Origin of the sequence: Microcella sp., assembly GCF_030645145.1 — a bacterium.
Classification (GTDB): Bacteria; Actinomycetota; Actinomycetes; order Actinomycetales; family Microbacteriaceae; genus Microcella.
The window spans coordinates 1-16,974 of the sequence record NZ_JAUSMI010000084.1 but is presented as its reverse complement, the minus strand read 5'-3'; the positions used below and the strand labels follow the sequence as shown (position 1 = coordinate 16,974).

The 16,974-nt window shown below is 72.2% G+C and carries 17 protein-coding genes and 1 tRNA gene; 14 read left to right on the top strand and 4 right to left on the bottom strand.

What is annotated here, in order from left to right:
• Window positions 1–10 precede the first annotated feature (10 nt).
• The 3 genes from Q7T15_RS05155 to Q7T15_RS05145 all read left to right on the top strand — a co-directional run bounded on the left by Q7T15_RS05155 (window position 11) and on the right by Q7T15_RS05145 (window position 1,281).
• Window positions 11–532 (top strand): DUF1877 family protein, encoded by a 522-nt coding sequence (locus tag Q7T15_RS05155; protein ID WP_304693955.1) that lies wholly within the window; start codon window positions 11–13, stop codon window positions 530–532.
• A gap of 75 nt (window positions 533–607) precedes the next feature.
• A complete protein-coding gene (locus Q7T15_RS05150; protein WP_304693953.1) occupies window positions 608–937 on the top strand; it encodes a type II toxin-antitoxin system RelE/ParE family toxin in 330 nt (109 codons plus the stop codon).
• Window positions 938–948: 11 nt separating this feature from the next.
• Window positions 949–1,281 carry a helix-turn-helix domain-containing protein gene (locus tag Q7T15_RS05145; RefSeq protein ID WP_304693951.1) on the top strand — a complete coding sequence of 111 codons (333 nt, stop codon included), beginning with the start codon at window positions 949–951 and terminating at the stop codon, window positions 1,279–1,281.
• A gap of 23 nt (window positions 1,282–1,304) precedes the next feature.
• On the opposite strand, the gene Q7T15_RS05140 is transcribed toward Q7T15_RS05145, so the two are convergent.
• Both Q7T15_RS05140 and Q7T15_RS05135 read right to left on the bottom strand, forming a co-directional pair.
• The gene (locus Q7T15_RS05140) at window positions 1,305–2,978 is read right to left on the bottom strand and encodes a cell wall metabolism sensor histidine kinase WalK (protein ID WP_304693949.1); all 1,674 of its coding nucleotides are present in this window, start codon (window positions 2,976–2,978) and stop codon (window positions 1,305–1,307) included.
• 104 nt (window positions 2,979–3,082) lie between these two features.
• The gene (locus tag Q7T15_RS05135) at window positions 3,083–3,679 is read right to left on the bottom strand and encodes a GNAT family N-acetyltransferase (protein WP_304693947.1); all 597 of its coding nucleotides are present in this window, start codon (window positions 3,677–3,679) and stop codon (window positions 3,083–3,085) included.
• A 156-nt stretch (window positions 3,680–3,835) separates the two neighbouring features.
• Here Q7T15_RS05135 and Q7T15_RS05130 point away from each other — a divergent pair.
• The 9 genes from Q7T15_RS05130 to Q7T15_RS05090 all read left to right on the top strand — a co-directional run bounded on the left by Q7T15_RS05130 (window position 3,836) and on the right by Q7T15_RS05090 (window position 11,901).
• A tRNA-Arg gene (locus tag Q7T15_RS05130) sits at window positions 3,836–3,908 on the top strand.
• Window positions 3,909–3,980: 72 nt separating this feature from the next.
• Complete coding sequence (locus Q7T15_RS05125) at window positions 3,981–5,015, top strand: hypothetical protein (protein ID WP_304693945.1); 1,035 nt, start codon at window positions 3,981–3,983, stop codon at window positions 5,013–5,015.
• 122 nt (window positions 5,016–5,137) lie between these two features.
• Window positions 5,138–5,917, top strand: coding sequence for an electron transfer flavoprotein subunit beta/FixA family protein (locus Q7T15_RS05120; RefSeq protein WP_304693943.1), 780 nt, complete (start codon window positions 5,138–5,140; stop codon window positions 5,915–5,917).
• Window positions 5,918–5,926: 9 nt separating this feature from the next.
• A complete protein-coding gene (locus Q7T15_RS05115) occupies window positions 5,927–6,895 on the top strand; it encodes an electron transfer flavoprotein subunit alpha/FixB family protein (RefSeq protein WP_304693941.1) in 969 nt (322 codons plus the stop codon).
• Between the two features lie 6 nt (window positions 6,896–6,901).
• Window positions 6,902–7,852, top strand: coding sequence for a cytochrome b/b6 domain-containing protein (locus tag Q7T15_RS05110; protein ID WP_304693939.1), 951 nt, complete (start codon window positions 6,902–6,904; stop codon window positions 7,850–7,852).
• The gene (locus Q7T15_RS05105) at window positions 7,849–9,027 is read left to right on the top strand and encodes an acyl-CoA dehydrogenase family protein (protein WP_304693937.1); all 1,179 of its coding nucleotides are present in this window, start codon (window positions 7,849–7,851) and stop codon (window positions 9,025–9,027) included. Before Q7T15_RS05110 ends, Q7T15_RS05105 begins: the two co-directional genes overlap by 4 nt.
• On the top strand, window positions 9,024–10,124 hold the full coding sequence (locus Q7T15_RS05100) for a 3-hydroxyisobutyryl-CoA hydrolase (RefSeq protein WP_304693935.1): 1,101 nt from the start codon (window positions 9,024–9,026) through the stop codon (window positions 10,122–10,124). Before Q7T15_RS05105 ends, Q7T15_RS05100 begins: the two co-directional genes overlap by 4 nt.
• Window positions 10,121–11,128: a 3-hydroxyisobutyrate dehydrogenase gene (gene mmsB / locus Q7T15_RS05095; RefSeq protein ID WP_304693933.1), complete on the top strand. Its 1,008-nt coding sequence runs from the start codon at window positions 10,121–10,123 to the stop codon at window positions 11,126–11,128. The genes Q7T15_RS05100 and mmsB overlap by 4 nt, the downstream gene beginning before the upstream one ends.
• Window positions 11,125–11,901 carry an enoyl-CoA hydratase gene (locus Q7T15_RS05090; RefSeq protein WP_304693931.1) on the top strand — a complete coding sequence of 259 codons (777 nt, stop codon included), beginning with the start codon at window positions 11,125–11,127 and terminating at the stop codon, window positions 11,899–11,901. The genes mmsB and Q7T15_RS05090 overlap by 4 nt, the downstream gene beginning before the upstream one ends.
• Before the next feature lie 53 nt (window positions 11,902–11,954).
• On the opposite strand, the gene Q7T15_RS05085 is transcribed toward Q7T15_RS05090, so the two are convergent.
• The gene (locus Q7T15_RS05085; protein WP_304693929.1) at window positions 11,955–12,485 is read right to left on the bottom strand and encodes a MarR family winged helix-turn-helix transcriptional regulator; all 531 of its coding nucleotides are present in this window, start codon (window positions 12,483–12,485) and stop codon (window positions 11,955–11,957) included.
• 230 nt (window positions 12,486–12,715) lie between these two features.
• Window positions 12,716–14,770 (bottom strand): acetate--CoA ligase, encoded by a 2,055-nt coding sequence (gene acs, locus Q7T15_RS05080; RefSeq protein WP_370689104.1) that lies wholly within the window; start codon window positions 14,768–14,770, stop codon window positions 12,716–12,718.
• Window positions 14,771–14,876: 106 nt separating this feature from the next.
• Between acs and Q7T15_RS05075 the strand changes: the two genes are divergently transcribed.
• Both Q7T15_RS05075 and Q7T15_RS05070 read left to right on the top strand, forming a co-directional pair.
• Window positions 14,877–15,794 (top strand): pseudouridine-5'-phosphate glycosidase, encoded by a 918-nt coding sequence (locus Q7T15_RS05075; RefSeq protein WP_304693924.1) that lies wholly within the window; start codon window positions 14,877–14,879, stop codon window positions 15,792–15,794.
• A gap of 17 nt (window positions 15,795–15,811) precedes the next feature.
• Window positions 15,812–16,723, top strand: coding sequence for a carbohydrate kinase family protein (locus tag Q7T15_RS05070; protein ID WP_304693922.1), 912 nt, complete (start codon window positions 15,812–15,814; stop codon window positions 16,721–16,723).
• Window positions 16,724–16,974: the final 251 nt, after the last annotated feature.

Below are 16,974 nucleotides of genomic sequence, written 5' to 3'. Positions count from 1 at the left end.
CGATCGCGGCATGGGAATTCGCTACTACGCTTACGCCTTCGATGCCGAGCTTGTACAGCAGGCGATCAACGATCCGCACAGCATCCTTTCCAGCGATCCGCTCGCCGACGCATGGGGGTTGGAGCCGCACGCGAGATCGAGCGTCGCCGTGTTCGAGCAGGTCCCGCCGCCGTGCGACATGCTCTACCTCGACAAGGCGTGGTCGGCCCTCCAATCCCTCACGAGACCGGGCCCCGAGGGGCCCGCATCCGAATTCGCGTACCGGATGTTCGAGGGCAATGTGACCATGCACGGGCTGGGCTGGGAACCGTGGGTGCGGATGATCCTGCCGGAGGAGGTGCCCGGCATCCGCGACCAGTTGCGCGAGGTGGACGAGAAGCGGATCGACGATTGGGCTCGAACGTGGCGTAGCCCGCACGGCGCGACCGACGAGGAGGAACGCCGCTACGTCCTCCACTATCTCGAGCGAGCACAGGAGTTCGTCGAGTCGCTAGCGGCTGAGGGCCGCGGGATGGTCTACCTCATCGGGTGACCGGGCGCGGATGCATGGTTCACGCGAGCACAACTCCTCATATCGCACTTGTGCGATCATTTCGCGAGTGCGATCATGAACGCGACTGAAGTCGAGTTGCATGACGAGATCGAAGCGTGGCTCAGCCGTCTGGGCCAGCGCGACTGGGACCGGGTCGCGGTGATCATCGACAGGCTGGCGACCTCGGGTGCGGCAGCTCGCATGCCGTTGTCTCGCTCGCTCGGCGATGGTCTGTTCGAGCTACGGTTCACGCTCCGGCAGACCGCGAGACGCATCACCTACCGGTTCACGAGAGATGGGCGGATCGTCCTGCTAACGACCTTCCGCAAGCAGCGCGGTAACGAGCGGCATGAGGTTGCTCGCGCGAAGCGCGTTGCCGCGCAGTGCGCAATCGAGTACCCGTGATGGAGGGCATGATGGCGAACTACTCCCGTTGGGAAGATGTGAAGCAGCGGCGGGGTGCGGTGGGCGACGAAGTCCGCGGCGAAGTCCGCGGCGAAGTCGAACAGGATCTCGCGCTCGGGCAACTGATCTATGACCTGCGTACCTCGGCCGGGCTCAGCCAGCGAGAGCTGGCCGCGCGCATGAAGACGACCCAGTCAGTGATCTCCCGACTCGAGGAGGGCGGCGGAGCGAGGAACAGGATCGACACCCTCGCCCGGCTCGCCACAGCACTCGGGCGTCACCTCGTCCTCTCGTTTCCGGAGGAGGTCTCCGCGCGTACCGCCGACTCCGTCCAGGTCAACTGAGCGAGCGGCCCCGCGCCTGCGGGTCAGGCGGACTGAGGGATTCGGACCGTCACGGTCGTGCCGCGGCCCGGCTCGCTCTCGAGGGCGACCTCGCCGCCGTGCGCGTCGACGATCGCCTTGACGATCGCGAGCCCCAGACCGATGCCCCGAATGGCGGATGCCCGGGCGTCGGCCGCGCGGAAGAACTGCTCGAACAGCCGCTCCTGATCCTCCGGCGCGATGCCGACGCCCGTGTCGCTCACGACGAGGTGAAGGTGGTCGGCGTCACCGCCGACGGAGACGCTCACGCTCCCGCCCGCCGGCGTGTACCGCACAGCGTTGGTGAGCAGGTTCTCGACCACCTGCGCCATGCGGAGCGGGTCGACGTTGCCGGTCGCCTCGCCGGAGACGGCGACCGCGACGCCCTTCTGCTCGGCCTCGCTCCGCACGGCGAGGGCGGCCTCGTGAGCGATCGCGGCGAGGTCGCTCGGCTGCCGGTCGATGACGATCGGCGCGTTGCGGGTCGCGGCGGCCGCGAGCAGGTCGCGCACGAGCATGTGCTGGCGGCGGACGTTGCGATCGATCACCTTCAGCCAGGAGCGCACGTCGTCGCGGAACTCGTGCTCGCGTTCGATGAGCAGCTCGACGAAGCCGGAGAGCGTGGTCAGGGGTGTGCGCAGCTCGTGCGAGATGGTGCCGATGAACGCGTCCTTCGCCTCGAGCGCGTGCATGAAGTCCGTCACGTCGCTCACGACCAGGACGTTCGCGAGGTGCTCGCCGGCATCGGTGTGCACGGGGCCCGTCGACACCGACAGCGCGTGCTGCTGCTGGCCGGGGAGCCCCACCCAGACGAGCCGGTCGGTGACCGTCTCGCCGCGCGCCGCATGCTGGAAGGCGGACTGCTCCTCCTCGATGCGGGTGACGCGATCGACCATGAGCGCCCGGACCTCCTGGATCGCGTCCCACGGGTCCGCGCCGTCAGCCATGAGCTCGGGGCTCTCGCGCAGGCGGCGATTCATCAGGATCCGCTCCCCCGTCGGCGACATGACCACGACTCCGACAGGGATGGTGTCGAGGACGGCGTGGAGCAGATTCCGAGCCCGCTCGGCATCGGCTGCCGCCTCCGCCCGGCGGCGCTGCTCGTCGGCGAGCTCCATCTGCCGCCCGGCCAGGATCGATGACATCGCGTAGGCGGCTCCGGCCGCGAACATCATCACGATCGGGAAGGTCGCGATGAGCATGACCGCACGATCCGCAGTCGATTCGCTGAGGGCGCCCCGTGCGACGAGCAAGGCATCGGGGACGACGACGGCGAGGACGGCGGGCATGAGCATGGCGAGCGCGCGCCGCGACTTCACGAGCCCCACCCACACGGCGGGCATCGTGAGGATCATCACCATGGGGTTGGTGATCCCGCCCGTGCCCTCGAGCCGGATGAGCAGGATCGCGGCGAAGTCGAGGAGGGGCATCGCGATCATCCACGGGCGGTAGCGGACGTTGCGGAAGGCGGGGAGGAGCGGGAAGGCCGTAGCGACGAGCACCAGCGCCGCGCCGCCTGCGTAGAAGGGGTTCGTGACGGTCGCCGGCTCGAGGGCCACGACGACGAGCGTCGCGAGCAGGAACAGGAGGGCGAACGTGCCCTGCAGCAGTCGCGCCGTGTAGCGCGGGCTGACGAGCGGCCGGTCGTCGAGCGTGGGGGCATCGGTGGTCGCGGTCACCCGTTCTCCTTCGTGCGGTGCGTCGCCCAGCCTAGGGGGCCGACGGCTGCGAGGAGCGCCCGACGCTCGGGCCGCTGTCGCCGGACCTCTCCCGTCCCGCGCGATCATGCCGGCGCGACCGTCGTCCGCATGACTGTCTTGCTCTTGCCGATGCGGCGCTCGAAGGTGAAGCCCGCCTTCTCGAACATCGCGCGAGTCCCGTTGTGCAGGAACGACGACGACGTGCGGGTGTCGGGCTCCAGCTGGTTCGGGAACGAGACCACCTCGCCGCCTCCTGCCTCCGCGATGAGGGCGAGCGCGCCATCCAGTGCCTCTCGGGCGACGCCGGACCGCCGATGGTCGCGGTCGACGAAGAAGCACGTGATGCGCCAGGGCGCCGGGCTCGTCTCGCCCGCGTCGTACTGCTTGCGGTGGTAGATGCCGGGAAGCTCGATCGGGCTTCCGTACTCGCACCAGGCGATCGCGGCGTCGCCGTCGAAGACGAGCGCGGCGTGCGCCACCCCTTCCTCGACGAGCCGTCGCTTGAAGGTCGGGCGGTCGTACTCGCTCTTCACCGTCTGCTCGGTGTCGCCGTGGAAGTACGAGCAGTAGCAGCCGCCCCACACGCCGTTGTGCTTCTCGGCGAGGGCGAGCCAGGCGGGGAAGGTCTCGAGGGTGAGCGGCTTGATGACGTGCGTCGTCTGCGGGTCGTCCTCGACCATGGCCTGCTCCTCGTCTCGGGTCGGCCCAGTCTGCTCGCGAGCGTCGGCCAACGGCAAGGCATCGACGTGCTCGGGAGGCCCTCGCCGGCGGTGGTCGGCACGATTCGCGACCCTCTCGCGTCGCTGATATGCTCGCTCAGTCGCGAAAGTGACAGTGCGCCCGTAGCTCAATGGATAGAGCATCTGACTACGGATCAGAAGGTTAGGGGTTCGAGTCCCTTCGGGCGCGCAGATCGGAAGGCCCTCGCTTCGGCGGGGGCTTTTCTCGTTCCTCGGGCATCGAACGTGGGATGCTCGGCGCATGCCGCCCGGTGACGTCGATGCTCTGCTGGCCGGGCCTCGAGGCCGACGGCTCTGCCTCGAGGTCGCCGCCGGACTCGACTCGGATGTCGGTCAGCTCGTGCTCTGGAGCTCGATGGGCATGAGCCGGCCCGCTGAGTCCTGGACGTTCGGGTGGGCCGTCAAGGATTCGAGCTCGCCCGAACGGTCGGTGGCGCCGTGGGACGTCGCGCGCGCAATCGAGGCGGTGGCGCTGCGAGCGGCTGATGAGGTCGGCAACGATGAGGGGCTGCTCCGAGAAGCGCTCATCGCCTCGGTCGACTCGGCGCTCTACTGGCAGGAGCCCGACGCGGAGGATCAGCTGGCGGCGGTCCCCGAGGTGCGTGCAGCCCTCCGGCCGATAGCAGCCGCGATCGTCGCGACCGATGAGGCGCACTCGTGGGCGGCGCCGTGGGCATCCCGGGGGTGGATGACGATCTGGGGCGATGACCTATCGCTCGCTCCTCTGACCTCCGGTGCCGCGTCGGTCGCGCGGTGGGATGCCGAGCAGGAAGCCGATGAGGAGAGGGCCCGCCGAGAGCGTCCGGACGACGTGACGGCGAACTGGTCGGGGACGTGGTGGTCGCTGCCGCAGTCCGCGCGCTCCTGGCGTGAGCCGGAAGACGCGATGGCGCTGGTCGAGGACGCCGTCGCTCCGATGGCGGCCACGCTCGTGGAGGTCGTGGGCGAGGGCCGTGTGCGCGAGATCGGCTCGGCCGAGGATTGGGCGGAGCTGTGCCGCGAGCATCCCCTCGATGTCACGGCGTCGCGCCGCCACGACTGGTATCGCGTGACGGGGCGGGATGGGCGATGGGTCATCCCGGATCTCCGGGCGGTCTCCGCGCAGTGGGACGCGCTCCACCTCACGACCTTCGGATACCTCTCGGCGGCGACGACGACCATCCCCGTCGATGACGAGCGCGCGAGCGTCATTGCAGGCTGGGCCCCCGACTGCACGCAGTGGCTCGCTGACCGTTTCCACGAGACGGGGATGCGGCAGGGCGCCCGCAACTGCTGAGCGAGCGTGCGGAGCACGTGTGCAGATACAAGGAACCCCTAGCATTTCCTCTGCCGCCCGAGTATCGTGGCCGTCGCCCACAAGGCGCCGCGCTCGCGAGAGCGCAGAACGAGGGAGTTCCCATGAGGATCATCGTCCTGATCAAGCACGTGCCCGACACCTGGGAGGAGCGCGTGCTCGACCCCACGACCGGGCGGCTCGACCGCTCCGCGAGCGAACGGGTCGTGGACGAGATCACCGAGCGGGCCCTCGAGGCCGCCCTCGCGCTCAAGGATCGCGACAAGTCGATCGAGGTCGTCGCACTGACGATGGGTCCGAGTGAATCGACGGGCGCGATCAAGAAGGCGCTCTCCATGGGAGCCGATTCGGGCATCCACCTCGTCGATGACGCGCTCGCCGGGGCCGACGCGATGACGACCGCCGCGACGCTCGCCGCCGCGCTGCGCGACGCGAGTGCCGACCTCATCATCGCCGGCAACGAGTCGACCGACGGGCGCGGCGGCATGATCCCCGCGATGATCGCCGAGCACCTCGGCCTGCCAGCCCTCACCTTCGTGAGCGAGCTCGCGATCGACGGCGGCCGCGTGCGCGGCGAGCGCGCTACGGAGACCGCGACGAGCGTCGTGAGCGCCCCGCTTCCGGCGATCGTATCGATCACCGAGGGGATGCCCGAGCCGAGGTTCCCGTCGTTCAAGGGCATCATGGGCGCCAAGAAGAAGCCCGTCGCCTCCCACTCGCTCGCCGACCTCGAGCCCGCGCTCGCCGGGTCGCGCTCGAGCGCCTCCTCCATCGTGCTGACCTGCGAGCAGCGCCCCGGCCGCACCGGAGCCGACCCCATCGTCGACGAGGGCGACGCGGGCACGCAGCTCGCAGCGTTCCTCGCTGAGCAGCGACTCGTCTAGGAGGCCGCCATGACCACCGCACTCGTCCACATCGAGCTCACCGCCGACGGCGCTCCCGCCGACTCGGCCGCCGGTCTCCTCGGAGCCGCCGCCGCGATCGGCGACACCGTCGCGGTCGTGACAGTCGCGCCCGGCACCGACGCCGCCGGCCTCGCCGCGGCGCTCGGCTCGCTCGGTGCCGCGCGCGTCCTGGTCGCCGAGGCCGCCGAGGCCGCGTCGGTCATCGCGACCCCGCAGGTCTCGGCGCTCGCCGCGGCGATCGAGCGCGAGCAGCCCGGCGTCGTCCTCGTCGCCCACTCGATCGACAGCCGCGACGTCGCCGGCCGACTCGCCGTCCGGGTCGGCGGGGCTCTCGCGTGGGACGCCGTCGACGTGCGCCTCGACGGCGACCGCGTCGTCGCGAGCCACTCGGTCTTCGGCGGCGCCTACTCCACGACGTCCGCAGTCGAGGGCGGGCTGCCGATCGTCACCGTGCGGCAGGGCGCGATCGACGCGCGCGCCACCGCGGTCGACGCCCCCGTGGTCGAGATGCTCGCCGTCGAGGTCACGGGTGCCGCCACGACGGTCGAGTCCTCCACCCCCGTGCGCCCCTCCGGCCGCCCCGAGCTGCGCACCGCGAAGGTCGTCGTCGCCGGCGGTCGCGGACTCGGGTCTCCCGAGAAGTTCGCCCTCGTCGAGCAGCTCGCCGACGCCCTCGGCGGCGCGGTCGGGGCCTCGCGCGCCGCCGTCGACGCGGGCTACATCGAGCACGCGGCGCAGGTCGGCCAGACCGGCACGACCGTCGCGCCCGACCTCTACATCGCCCTCGGCATCTCCGGCGCGATCCAGCACAAGGCCGGCATGCAGACGGCGAAGACGATCGTCGCGATCAACACGGATGCCTCGGCGCCGATCTTCGAGGTCGCCGACTTCGGCATCGTGGGCGACGTGTTCCAGGTCGTGCCGCAGCTGCTGTCGGCCCTCGAGTCGCGGAGGTAGGCGAGCATGAGCATGACCCAGGGCCGCCAGAAGGCGGCGAGCGGCACGCGCCGCTCGCCGCAGCTGCCGACGAAGCTGCTCGTGAGCATCCTCGTCGCGATCGTCGGCCTCGTTCTGCTCGTCGTCGCCGCCCGCGCGCTGCGCGAGCTGCCCGCCGTGCAGGAGTTCATCGCCCGCTACCCCGGCGAGACCGAGCTGCCCGAGGGCGCCCCGGTCGGGCTGCCGGTGTGGCTCAACGCGACGCACTTCCTGTCGAGCCTGTTCCTGCTGCTGATCATCCGCACCGGGTGGCAGGTGCGCACGGCGAAGCGCCCCGCCGGGCACTGGACGCGCAACAACTCCGGCCCGCTGCGCACCAAGAACCCGCCGAAGAAGATCACGCTCGAGCTCTGGCTCCACCTCACGCTCGACGCGCTGCTCGTGCTCAACGGCATCGTCTTCCTCGTGCTCGCCTTCGCGACCGGGCACTGGGTGCGCATCGTCCCGACGTCGTGGGAGGTCGTGCCGAACGCCGCCTCCGCGCTGCTGCAGTACCTCTCGCTCAACTGGCCGGTCGAGAACGGCTGGGTCAACTACAACAGCCTCCAGCAGCTGAGCTACTTCGCGATCGTCTTCGTCGTCACGCCGCTCGCGATCATCACGGGGCTCCGGATGTCCGGGGCGTGGCCCGCGAACGCGCCTCGCCTCAATCGCGCCTTCCCCATCGAGTGGGCGCGCGCGGTGCACTTCCCGGTCATGCTCGTCTTCCTGGCGTTCATCGTCGTCCACGTCGCTCTCGTCCTCTCGACGGGCGCGCTCCGCAATCTCAACCACATGTACGCCGCGCGCGACGACGACTCGTGGATCGGGTTCGGCGTCTTCGCCGGCTCGGTCGTCGTCATGGTCGCCGCGTGGTTCCTCGCCCGGCCCGTCTTCCTGCGACCCGTCGCCAGCCTCACCGGAAAGGTCACCCGATGACCCTGCTCAACGACGCCCCCATGGCGGCGCCCGCCCACGGCCTGAGCGACGAGCAGCAGGCGCTCGTCGAGATGGTGCGCGACTTCGCCCAGCAGGAGCTCGAGCCGCACGCGATCGAGTGGGATCGCGAGAAGCACTTCCCGCTCGACGTGCTGCGTGCCGCGGGCGAGCTCGGCTTCGGCGGCATCTACGTGAAGGAGGAAGTCGGCGGCACCGAGCTCACGCGCGCCGACGCGGCCCTCATCTTCGAGGAGCTCGCCAAGGGCGACGTCACGATCGCGGCGTACATCTCCATCCACAACATGGTCGCCTGGATGATCGACACCTTCGGCGACGACGACCAGCGCGAGCGCTGGGTGCCGAGGCTCGCGAGCATGGAGCACCTCGGCAGCTACTGCCTCACCGAGCCCGACGCCGGCTCCGACGCCGCCGCCCTCGCGACCCGCGCGGTGCGCGACGGCGACGACTACGTTCTCACGGGCGTCAAGCAGTTCATCTCCGGTGCCGGCAGCACCGACGTCTACATCGTCATGGCCCGCACGGGTGCGGCGGGGCCTGCCGGGATCACGGCGTTCATCGTGCCCGCCGATGCCCCTGGGCTCTCGTTCGGGCCCAACGAGATGAAGATGGGCTGGAACGCGCAGCCCACCCGCCCCGTCATCCTCGACGGCGTGCGCGTGCCCGCCGCCGACCGTCTCGGCGCCGAGGGCGAGGGCTTCTCGATGGCGATGAAGGCGCTCAACGGCGGCCGGCTCAACATCGCCGCGTGCTCGCTGGGCGGCGCGCAGTGGGCGCTCGACCGCGCCGTGCGCCACATCTCGACCCGGCGCGCGTTCGGGGCTCCGCTGTCGAGCCAGCAGTCGCTCGTGTTCACGATCGCCGACATGGAGACGGAATTGCAGGCCGCCCGCCTGCTCCTCCGCAGCGCCGCGCAGTCGATCGACAGCGGGCATCCCGACGTCGCCGCGCACTGCGCGATGGCGAAGCGCTTCGCGACCGATGTCGCCTTCACGGCTGCGAACGCCGCCCTGCAGCTGCACGGCGGCTACGGCTACCTCGCCGAGTACGGTATCGAGAAGGTCGTGCGCGACCTCCGCGTGCACCAGATCCTGGAGGGCACGAACGAGATCATGAAGCTCATCATCGGCCGCAGCGTGCTCGAGAAGGTCTCGTGAGCGGCGGCGAGCCCGAGCTGCTCGTCGAGGTGCGCGGCTCGCTCGGGCTGCTGACCCTCAACCGGCCCCGCGCCCTCAACGCGCTCACCCGCGGCATGGTCGTCATGATGCGCGCCGCGCTCGACGAGTGGGCGGCGCGCGACGACGTGCTCGCGGTCGCCGTCGTCGGCGCGGGCGAGCGCGGGCTGTGCGCGGGCGGCGACATCGTGTCGCTGCACGCCGACGCGCGCGCTGGCGGAGGAGCCGCGGCCGCCGCCTTCTGGAGCGACGAGTACCGCCTCAACGCCGCGATCGCCCGCTACCCGAAGCCCTACGTCGCCCTCATGGACGGCATCGTGCTCGGCGGCGGCGTCGGCATCTCGGCGCACGGCTCGCACCGCGTCGTCACCGAGCGCTCGCGCATCGGCATGCCCGAGACCGGCATCGGCTTCATTCCCGACGTCGGCGGCACGTGGCTGCTGTCGCACGCGCCCGGAGAGCTCGGCACGCACCTCGCCCTCACCGGCACGATGATCGGCGCCGACGACGCCATCGCGGTCGGGCTCGCCGACGCGCGCGTGCCGAGCCGGAGCCTCGGCGAGCTCGTCGCCGCGCTCGAGCTGCTCGACCCGGCGGCCGAGAGCGACGCCTCGGCCGCGGTCGACGCGACGATCGCCGAGTTCGCCGAGCCGGCGGGCGCGGCCCCGCTTCTCGACGAGCGCGCGTGGATCGACGCGGCGTACGCCGGCGACGACGCGAGCGCCATCATGGGGCGGATGCGGGCATCCGATCACGAGGCGGCGAACGCCGCCGCCGATGCCCTCGCAGCCCGCTCGCCCAGCGCGATCGCAGTGACGCTCGCCGCGCTGCGCCGCTCCGCGCGCGCGGCGTCGCTCGAGGAGGCGCTCGCGCTCGAGTTCCGGGCCGCGCTGCGCGCGCTCGCGGCGCCGGACTTCGCCGAGGGCGTGCGCGCGCAGGTCATCGACAAGGACCGCTCGCCGCGGTGGAGCCCGCCGACGCTCGCCGAGGTCGATCCGGCCGCGGTCGAGGCGGCATTCGCTCCGCTCGACGAGGCCGAGCGGGTCAGATTCGGCACGGGGGAGTGGGAGGCATCATGACGAGCGAGAGAGCATCCGGCGGGGTCGACCGCACGGTAGGCGGGGCGGCGGCCGCGGGGCCGGTCGCGTTCATCGGGCTCGGGCACATGGGGGCGCCGATGGCGGCGAACCTCGCCCGCGCGGGCGTCGATGTGCGCGGGTTCGACCTGTCGGCCGAGGCCGTCGCGCACGCGCGCGAGGCGGGCGTCCCGATCGCGGCGACGGCGGCCGAGGCCGTCGCGGGGGCGCGCGTCGTCATCACGATGCTGCCCGTCGGGCGGCACGTCCTCAGCGCGTACAGCGGCAGCGGCGACGGAAGCGGCGACGCGGGTCTGCTCGCCATGGCCGCCCCCGGCACGCTCTTCGTCGAGTGCTCGACGATCGCGGTCGACGACGCGCGGCAGGCGCACGAGCTCGCCGTCGCGGCCGGCCACCGGAACATCGACGCCCCCGTCTCGGGCGGCGTCATGGGCGCCGAGGCCGCGACGCTCGCGTTCATGGTCGGCGGCGCCGACGACGACGTCGCCGAGGCGCGACCCCTCCTCGAGGCGATGGGGCGCCGCGTCGTGCACTGCGGCGGTCCGGGCCTCGGTCAGGCCGCGAAGGTGTGCAACAACATGATCCTCGGGGTGTCGATGATCGCCGTGAGCGAGGCGTTCGTGCTCGGCGAGCGGCTCGGGCTCACGCACGACGCGCTCTTCGAGGTCGCCGCGAACGCGAGCGGTCAGTGCTGGGCGCTCACGACCAACTGCCCCGTGCCCGGCCCCGTGCCCGCGAGCCCCGCGAACCGCGACTACCAGCCCGGATTCGCGAGCGCGCTCATGGCGAAGGATCTCGACCTCGCGGCCCAGGCCATCGCGTCGACGGGCGTGCACGCCGAGGCGGGATCGCTCGCCGCCGAGATCTACGCGCGCTTCGCCGAGGGCGACGGAGCGATGCGAGACTTCTCGGCGATCATCACCGACATCCGAGAGCGCAGCCTGACGACCGACGTCGCAGTCGAGCGCGGCGAAGGGACCTCATGACCGGCACGAGCACCATCCTCACCGAGCAGCGCGGCCGCGTCGGCCTCATCACGCTCAACCGGCCCGACGCGCTCAACGCGCTCAACTCGCAGCTCATGACCGAGGTCGTCGACCAGGCGCAGGCGTGGGATGCCGACCCCGGCATCGGCGCGATCGTCATCACGGGCGCGGGGCGGGCCTTCGCCGCCGGCGCCGACATCAAGGAGATGGCGAGCGCCACCTACGAGCAGGTCGCGCGCGAGCGCCTCTTCGCCGGGTGGGACGCCCTCGCCGCCGTCCGCACTCCGGTCATCGCGGCCGTCAACGGCTTCGCCCTCGGCGGCGGTTGCGAGCTCGCGATGCTCTGCGACCTCATCATCGCCTCCGAGGCGGCCAAGTTCGGCCAGCCCGAGATCAACCTCGGAGTCATCCCCGGCATCGGCGGTACGCAACGCCTCACCCGGGCGATCGGCAAGGCGAAGGCGATGGAGCTCATCCTCACCGGTCGCATGATGGATGCCCACGAGGCCGAGCGCACGGGCCTCGTCGCGCGCGTGGTCGCCCCCGACTCCCTGCTCGACGAGGCGATGGCTCTCGCCGAGACCGTCGCGTCGAAGTCGAAGCCCGTCGCCCAGGCCGCGAAGGCCGCAGTGAACGCCGCGTTCGAGTCGTCCCTCGCCGAGGGGGTCCGCGTCGAGCGGCAGCTCTTCTACGCGGGCTTCGCCCTCGCCGATCAGAAGGAGGGCATGGCCGCCTTCGTCGAGAAGCGTGAGGCGCGGTTCGAGCACCGGTAGGCCGCGGTCGCTTCTGCTCGGGCGGAGCGGGTCGTGCGGGGCGCGGCCGGCGGCTAGAGCGGGTCGGGCGTCGGCGGCGGGGTGACGAAGTCGCCCGCGCTCTCCCGGAAGCGGGCGAGCGCGCGCACAATCGACGCGACGTCGTCGCGCGGCATCCCCGGCTCGGTGAAGACCTCGGAGTTGAGCGCCGCCGTCGCCTGCGCCGCCACGGCCCGGCCCGCATCCGTCAGCAGCAGCATGGATGCCCGCCCGTCGCGCGGATGCGGCTCGCGCGCGATGAGGCCGTCGCGTTCGAGGCGCTGCACCGTGTTCGTGATGCTCGTCGGGTGCACCTGCAGGCGAGCGGTCGCGCTCGCCATCGGGATGACGCCGTCCTTCGTGAAGCTCAGCAGCTGCAGGAGCTCGTAGCGCGCGAACGACAGGTCGAAGCGCTTGAGCGTGCCCTCGACGCGCGCGAGCAGCAGCTGGTGCGCGCGCATCACGGAGGTGACGAGGGTCATGCCGTCGGCGGCGTCGCTCCAGCCGTGGGCGATCCACTGCCGACGCGCCTCGGCGAGCGGGTCGATCGGCAGGGGCTCGGGCACGACTCGAGCGTAGTCGCGGGGGGCGCGAGCGCCCCGGCGCCCCGCCCCGCGCACCCCCTCTCTTCAGTCCGTTACCAAATGCAGTCAGAACGCCGCGCGTCAGGGTTGTACGGCCCGCAAGGTCGTTGGGCAGGGTCTACCAAGACTGCATTTGGTACTGCGGTCCCGGCCACTGGTGAGCGGCTGCGGACATGCCGAGGCGCCCGCGCCCGCCGCCTCCGAACCGCGCCCTACCCGCGAGCGATCGCCGCGATCGCCGGGACGACCGACTCGTCCTGCAGCGAGGTCGTGTCGCCGAGCTCGCGCCCGTCGAGCACGTCGCCGAGGAGTCGGCGCATGATCTTGCCCGAGCGGGTCTTCGGCAGGTCGGGCACGAGCAGCACGTGCTTGGGCTTGGCGACCGGGCCGATGACCCGCGCGATGTGCGCCGCGAGCTCGGCACGGGCATCCGATGCCGCGGCGCGCCACGCGGCCACGTCGAGATCGGAGTCGCCCACGCCGCCGGCCCCCGCGTCGCCGCCCTCCGCACCGGGCCGCGTCACCGGCACGACGAACGCCGCGACCGCCTGCCCCGTCACGGCATCGGCGACGCCCACGACGCCCGCCTCCGCGACGAGGGGGTGCGCGACGAGCGCCGATTCGATCTCGATCGTCGACAGCCGGTGCCCCGAGACGTTGATGACGTCGTCGACGCGACCCTGCAATCGCACGTACCCGCGCTCGTCGATCGTCGCGCCGTCGCCCGCGAGGAAGAGGCCGTCGAACCGGCTCCAGTAGGCGGCGCGATACCGGTCGTGGTCGCCCCACACGGTGCGCGCCATGGCGGGCCAGCGCCCCTCGATCGTGATGTACCCGCTCGCGCCCGGCGCGACATCCGCCCCCGTCTCGTCGACGACGCGCACGGCGAGACCCGGCAGCGCGACGCCGGCAGCGCCCGGCACGCCCTCGTGCACGCCGGGCAGGGTCGAGACGATCGCGGCCCCGGACTCCGACTGCCACCACGTGTCGACGATCGGGGCGAGACCACCACCGACGTTCGCGTGGAACCACACCCACGCCTCCGGGTTGATCGCCTCGCCGACCGTGCCGAGCAGCCGCACGCTCGACAGGTCGAACGACGCGGGGAATCCGTCGGGGAAGCGCGCCATGAAGGTCCGGATGAGCGTCGGCGCCGTGTAGTAGACCGTCACGCCGAGCCGCTCGATGATCTCGGCGTGCCGCGTCGGCGTCGGGTGGTCGGGCGAGCCCTCGGCGATCACGATCGAGGCGCCGTTCGACAGTGGACCGTAAAGCACGTAGGTGTGCGCCGTCACCCACGCGAGGTCGGCGGTGCACCAGTACACGTCGGAGGGCTTCGCATCGAAGGCCGCCCAGTGCGACCAGCTCGCCTGCACGAGGTAGCCGCCCGTCGTGTGCACGACGCCCTTCGGCCGCCCGGTCGTGCCGCTCGTGTAGGTGATGAAGAGGGGATGCTCGGCGTCGAGCTCGGGAGCCGCGTGCTGCTCGGGCTGAGCACCCACCGCCTCGTGCCACCAGACGTCGCGACCCTCGATCCAGGGCGTGCCCGGGGTCTCGTCGCCGGTGCGCCGGACGACGAGGACGTGCTCGACGTGCGCGAGCCCCGCCACTGCCGCGTCGACGATGCCCTTCACGCCGACCGCTGCTCCGCGCCGGAACTGCCCGTCGCTCGCGATGACGACCTTCGCGCCCGTGTCGGCGACGCGGAACCGCAGCGCCTCGGCCGAGAACCCGCCGAAGACGAGCGAGTGCACGGCGCCGATGCGCGCGACGGCGAGGGCCGCGACGACCGTCTCGATGAGCACGGGCAGGTAGATGACGACGCGGTCGCCGGCCTCGACGCCGAGAGCCTCGAGCGCATGCGCCGCCTGCGCGACGCGGCGCTGCAGCTCGGCGTAGGTGACGGTCTCGCGGTCGCCGCGCTCGCCCTCGAAGTGCAGGGCGACGGTATCACCGCGGCCGGCTGCCACGTGCTGGTCGACGCACACGACGCTCGCGTTGAGCGCACCACCGGCGAACCAGGTCGCCCGCGGGCTCAGCGGGTCGTCCTCGCTCGGCGGCACCCACTCGTGCACCGACACCCAGGGCCGGGCCCACGGCAGGCGGTGCGCCTGCTCCTCCCAGAAGGTCAGCGGGTCGGCGGGGAGCGCCGCGAGGTCGGCGGGCGTGACGTTGGCCTGCGCGGCGAACGCGGCGGAGGGAGGGAAGCGCCGGGAGTCGTGCACTGTGGTGGCGGGCACGGGGGCGGATGCTGCGCTCGAGCTCATCGTGTCCTCCACGCTAGGCGGCCCGCGCGACGGCCGCGGGTCGGAGCGTCACGCGGCGTCACGGTCGCGCGCAGACGGGCGGGCGGCCGCCCGATAGCCTGACCCGGTGACCCAGCCCTTCCAGCTCTCCGACGAGGTGGCCGCGGCGCTCGCCGCCGGGCGCCCCGTCGTCGCCCTCGAGTCGACGATCATCAGCCACGGCCTGCCGCGCCCCCGCAACCATGAGGCGGCGCTCGAGTTCGAGGGCATCCTCCGCGACCAGGGCGTCACGCCCGCGACGATCGCGGTGCTCGACGGCGTCGCGCGCATCGGCCTCGACGCCGAGGGGGTGCGCCGCATCTCCGACGACGAGATGGCGAAGGCGAGCGTGCGCGACCTGCCCATCCTCGCGGCCCGCGCCGCGAGCGGGGCGACCACCGTCGCGGCGACCGCGCACCTCGCGGCGATGGCGGGCATCCGCGTCTTCGCCACGGGCGGTCTCGGCGGCGTGCACCGCGGCGCGAGCGAGACCTTCGACGAGTCGGCCGACCTCTCGACCCTCGCGGTCACGCCCATCACGGTCGTCTCGGCGGGAGTGAAGAGCGTGCTCGACATCGCCGCGACGCTCGAGCGGCTCGAGACCTACTCGGTGCCCGTGATCGGGCTCGGCACGACGGTGTTCCCGAGCTTCTGGCTGCGCGAGAGCGCCTTCACGCTCGACTGGTCGGTCGACGACGAGACGCAGGTCGCGGCGGTCATGGCCGCGCACGACGCGCTCGGGCACCGCCAGGGCATCGTCGTCGCGAACCCCGTCCCCGCCGATCAGGCCTGGGAGCCCGAGGAGCACGACCGCGTGCTTGCCGAGGCCCTCGCGCTCGCCGACGCCGCGGGCGTCACGGGCAAGGCCGTCACGCCGTTCCTCCTCGGCACGATCGTCGAGCTCTCGGGTGGGCGCAGCCTCGAGGTCAACCTTGACCTCGCGCGCAACAACGTGCGCGTCGCCGGCCGCATCGCGACGGCCTGGGCCGCGCGGCATTCGGCCTGAGCGGCCGGGACTCACCCGTGACCGGACCGCGCGCACTCCTCGTGGGCGACGTCATCGACGACATCATCGTCGTGCCCTCCGGCCCCATCCGGCCCGACACCGACACGACCTCGCGCATCACCCGCCAGCCCGGCGGGAGCGCGGCGAACACGGCCGCGTGGCTCGGCTGGCTCGGCACGGGCGTCGACTTCGTGGGCCGCGTCGGCGCGGGCGACGCCGACCGGCACGCCCGAGAGCTCGCCGCCGCGGGCGTCGACGCGCACCTGCACGAGGATCACGATCGGCCGACCGGAACGATCGTCATCCTCGTCGAGGGGCAGCAGCGCTCGATGCTCACCGATCGGGGCGCGAATGCGACCCTCGATCCCTCCCAGGTGACGGATGCTCTGCTCGCGACCGCGGGCATCCTGCATCTGACCGGGTACTCGCTCGTCGACGCCCTCTCGGCCCGCGCGCTGCGCGAGCTCGTCGACCGCGCTCACGCGCACGGCGCGAGCGTCTCGCTCGACCCCAGCTCGACCGGGTTCATCGCCGACTACGGCGTCGCGGCGTTCCGCTCCGCGATCACGGGCGTGGACGTCCTGCGGCCGAACCTCGACGAGGGGCGCCTGCTCGCGGGGCTCGACGCGGGCGCACCGCCCGCGCTCGTGGCCGAGGCGCTGCTCGACCTCGCGCCGGCCGTCGTGCTCACGTGCGGGGCCGCGGGCGTGACGATCGCCGAGCTCCGCGCCGAGGGGGGTGCGAGGGTCGCGTCGCTCGACGCCGAGCGCGTGCCGACGGTCGATCCGACCGGGGCCGGCGACTCGTTCACGGCCGGCTTCCTCGCCGCGCGCCTCGCCGGAGCCGACCTCGCTCACGCCGCGCGCGAGGGTCAGCGCGTCGCGGCCATCGCCGTGAGCCGCATCGGCGGCCGCCCGCCTGCGCGCTGAGTCGTATCGGCCGCCGCCCGCCGACGCGCTGAGTCGTATCGGCGGCCGCCCGCCGACGCGCTGAGTCGTGTCGGCGGCCGCCCGCCTGCACGCTGAGGCGTGTCGGCCGCCGTTGGGCGCGCGCCGCGCCGTAAGGAGTCGCACGATTGAGCCCCTTCGGCGCGAATGAGCCCGAACGTTCGGGCTCACGTGCGACTTTCCGGCTCGACCGCGGCCGGGGCGGGGCGGAGGGGACGCCTAGCGCTTCTGCG

Bases quoted from the DNA above. Each gene is read 5' to 3' on its own strand.
- Q7T15_RS05145 (WP_304693951.1), top strand. From the start codon at position 949: ATGGCGAACTACTCCCGTTGGGAAGATGTGAAGCAGCGGCGGGGTGCG.
- Q7T15_RS05105 (WP_304693937.1), top strand. From the start codon at position 7,849: ATGACCCTGCTCAACGACGCCCCCATGGCGGCGCCCGCCCACGGCCTG.
- mmsB (WP_304693933.1), top strand. From the start codon at position 10,121: ATGACGAGCGAGAGAGCATCCGGCGGGGTCGACCGCACGGTAGGCGGG.
- Q7T15_RS05110 (WP_304693939.1), top strand. From the start codon at position 6,902: ATGAGCATGACCCAGGGCCGCCAGAAGGCGGCGAGCGGCACGCGCCGC.
- Q7T15_RS05120 (WP_304693943.1), top strand. From the start codon at position 5,138: ATGAGGATCATCGTCCTGATCAAGCACGTGCCCGACACCTGGGAGGAG.
- Q7T15_RS05135 (WP_304693947.1), bottom strand. From the start codon at position 3,679: ATGGTCGAGGACGACCCGCAGACGACGCACGTCATCAAGCCGCTCACC.
- Q7T15_RS05150 (WP_304693953.1), top strand. From the start codon at position 608: ATGAACGCGACTGAAGTCGAGTTGCATGACGAGATCGAAGCGTGGCTC.
- acs (WP_370689104.1), bottom strand. From the start codon at position 14,770: ATGAGCTCGAGCGCAGCATCCGCCCCCGTGCCCGCCACCACAGTGCAC.
- Q7T15_RS05090 (WP_304693931.1), top strand. From the start codon at position 11,125: ATGACCGGCACGAGCACCATCCTCACCGAGCAGCGCGGCCGCGTCGGC.
- Q7T15_RS05125 (WP_304693945.1), top strand. From the start codon at position 3,981: ATGCCGCCCGGTGACGTCGATGCTCTGCTGGCCGGGCCTCGAGGCCGA.
- Q7T15_RS05115 (WP_304693941.1), top strand. From the start codon at position 5,927: ATGACCACCGCACTCGTCCACATCGAGCTCACCGCCGACGGCGCTCCC.
- Q7T15_RS05155 (WP_304693955.1), top strand. From the start codon at position 11: ATGGGAATTCGCTACTACGCTTACGCCTTCGATGCCGAGCTTGTACAG.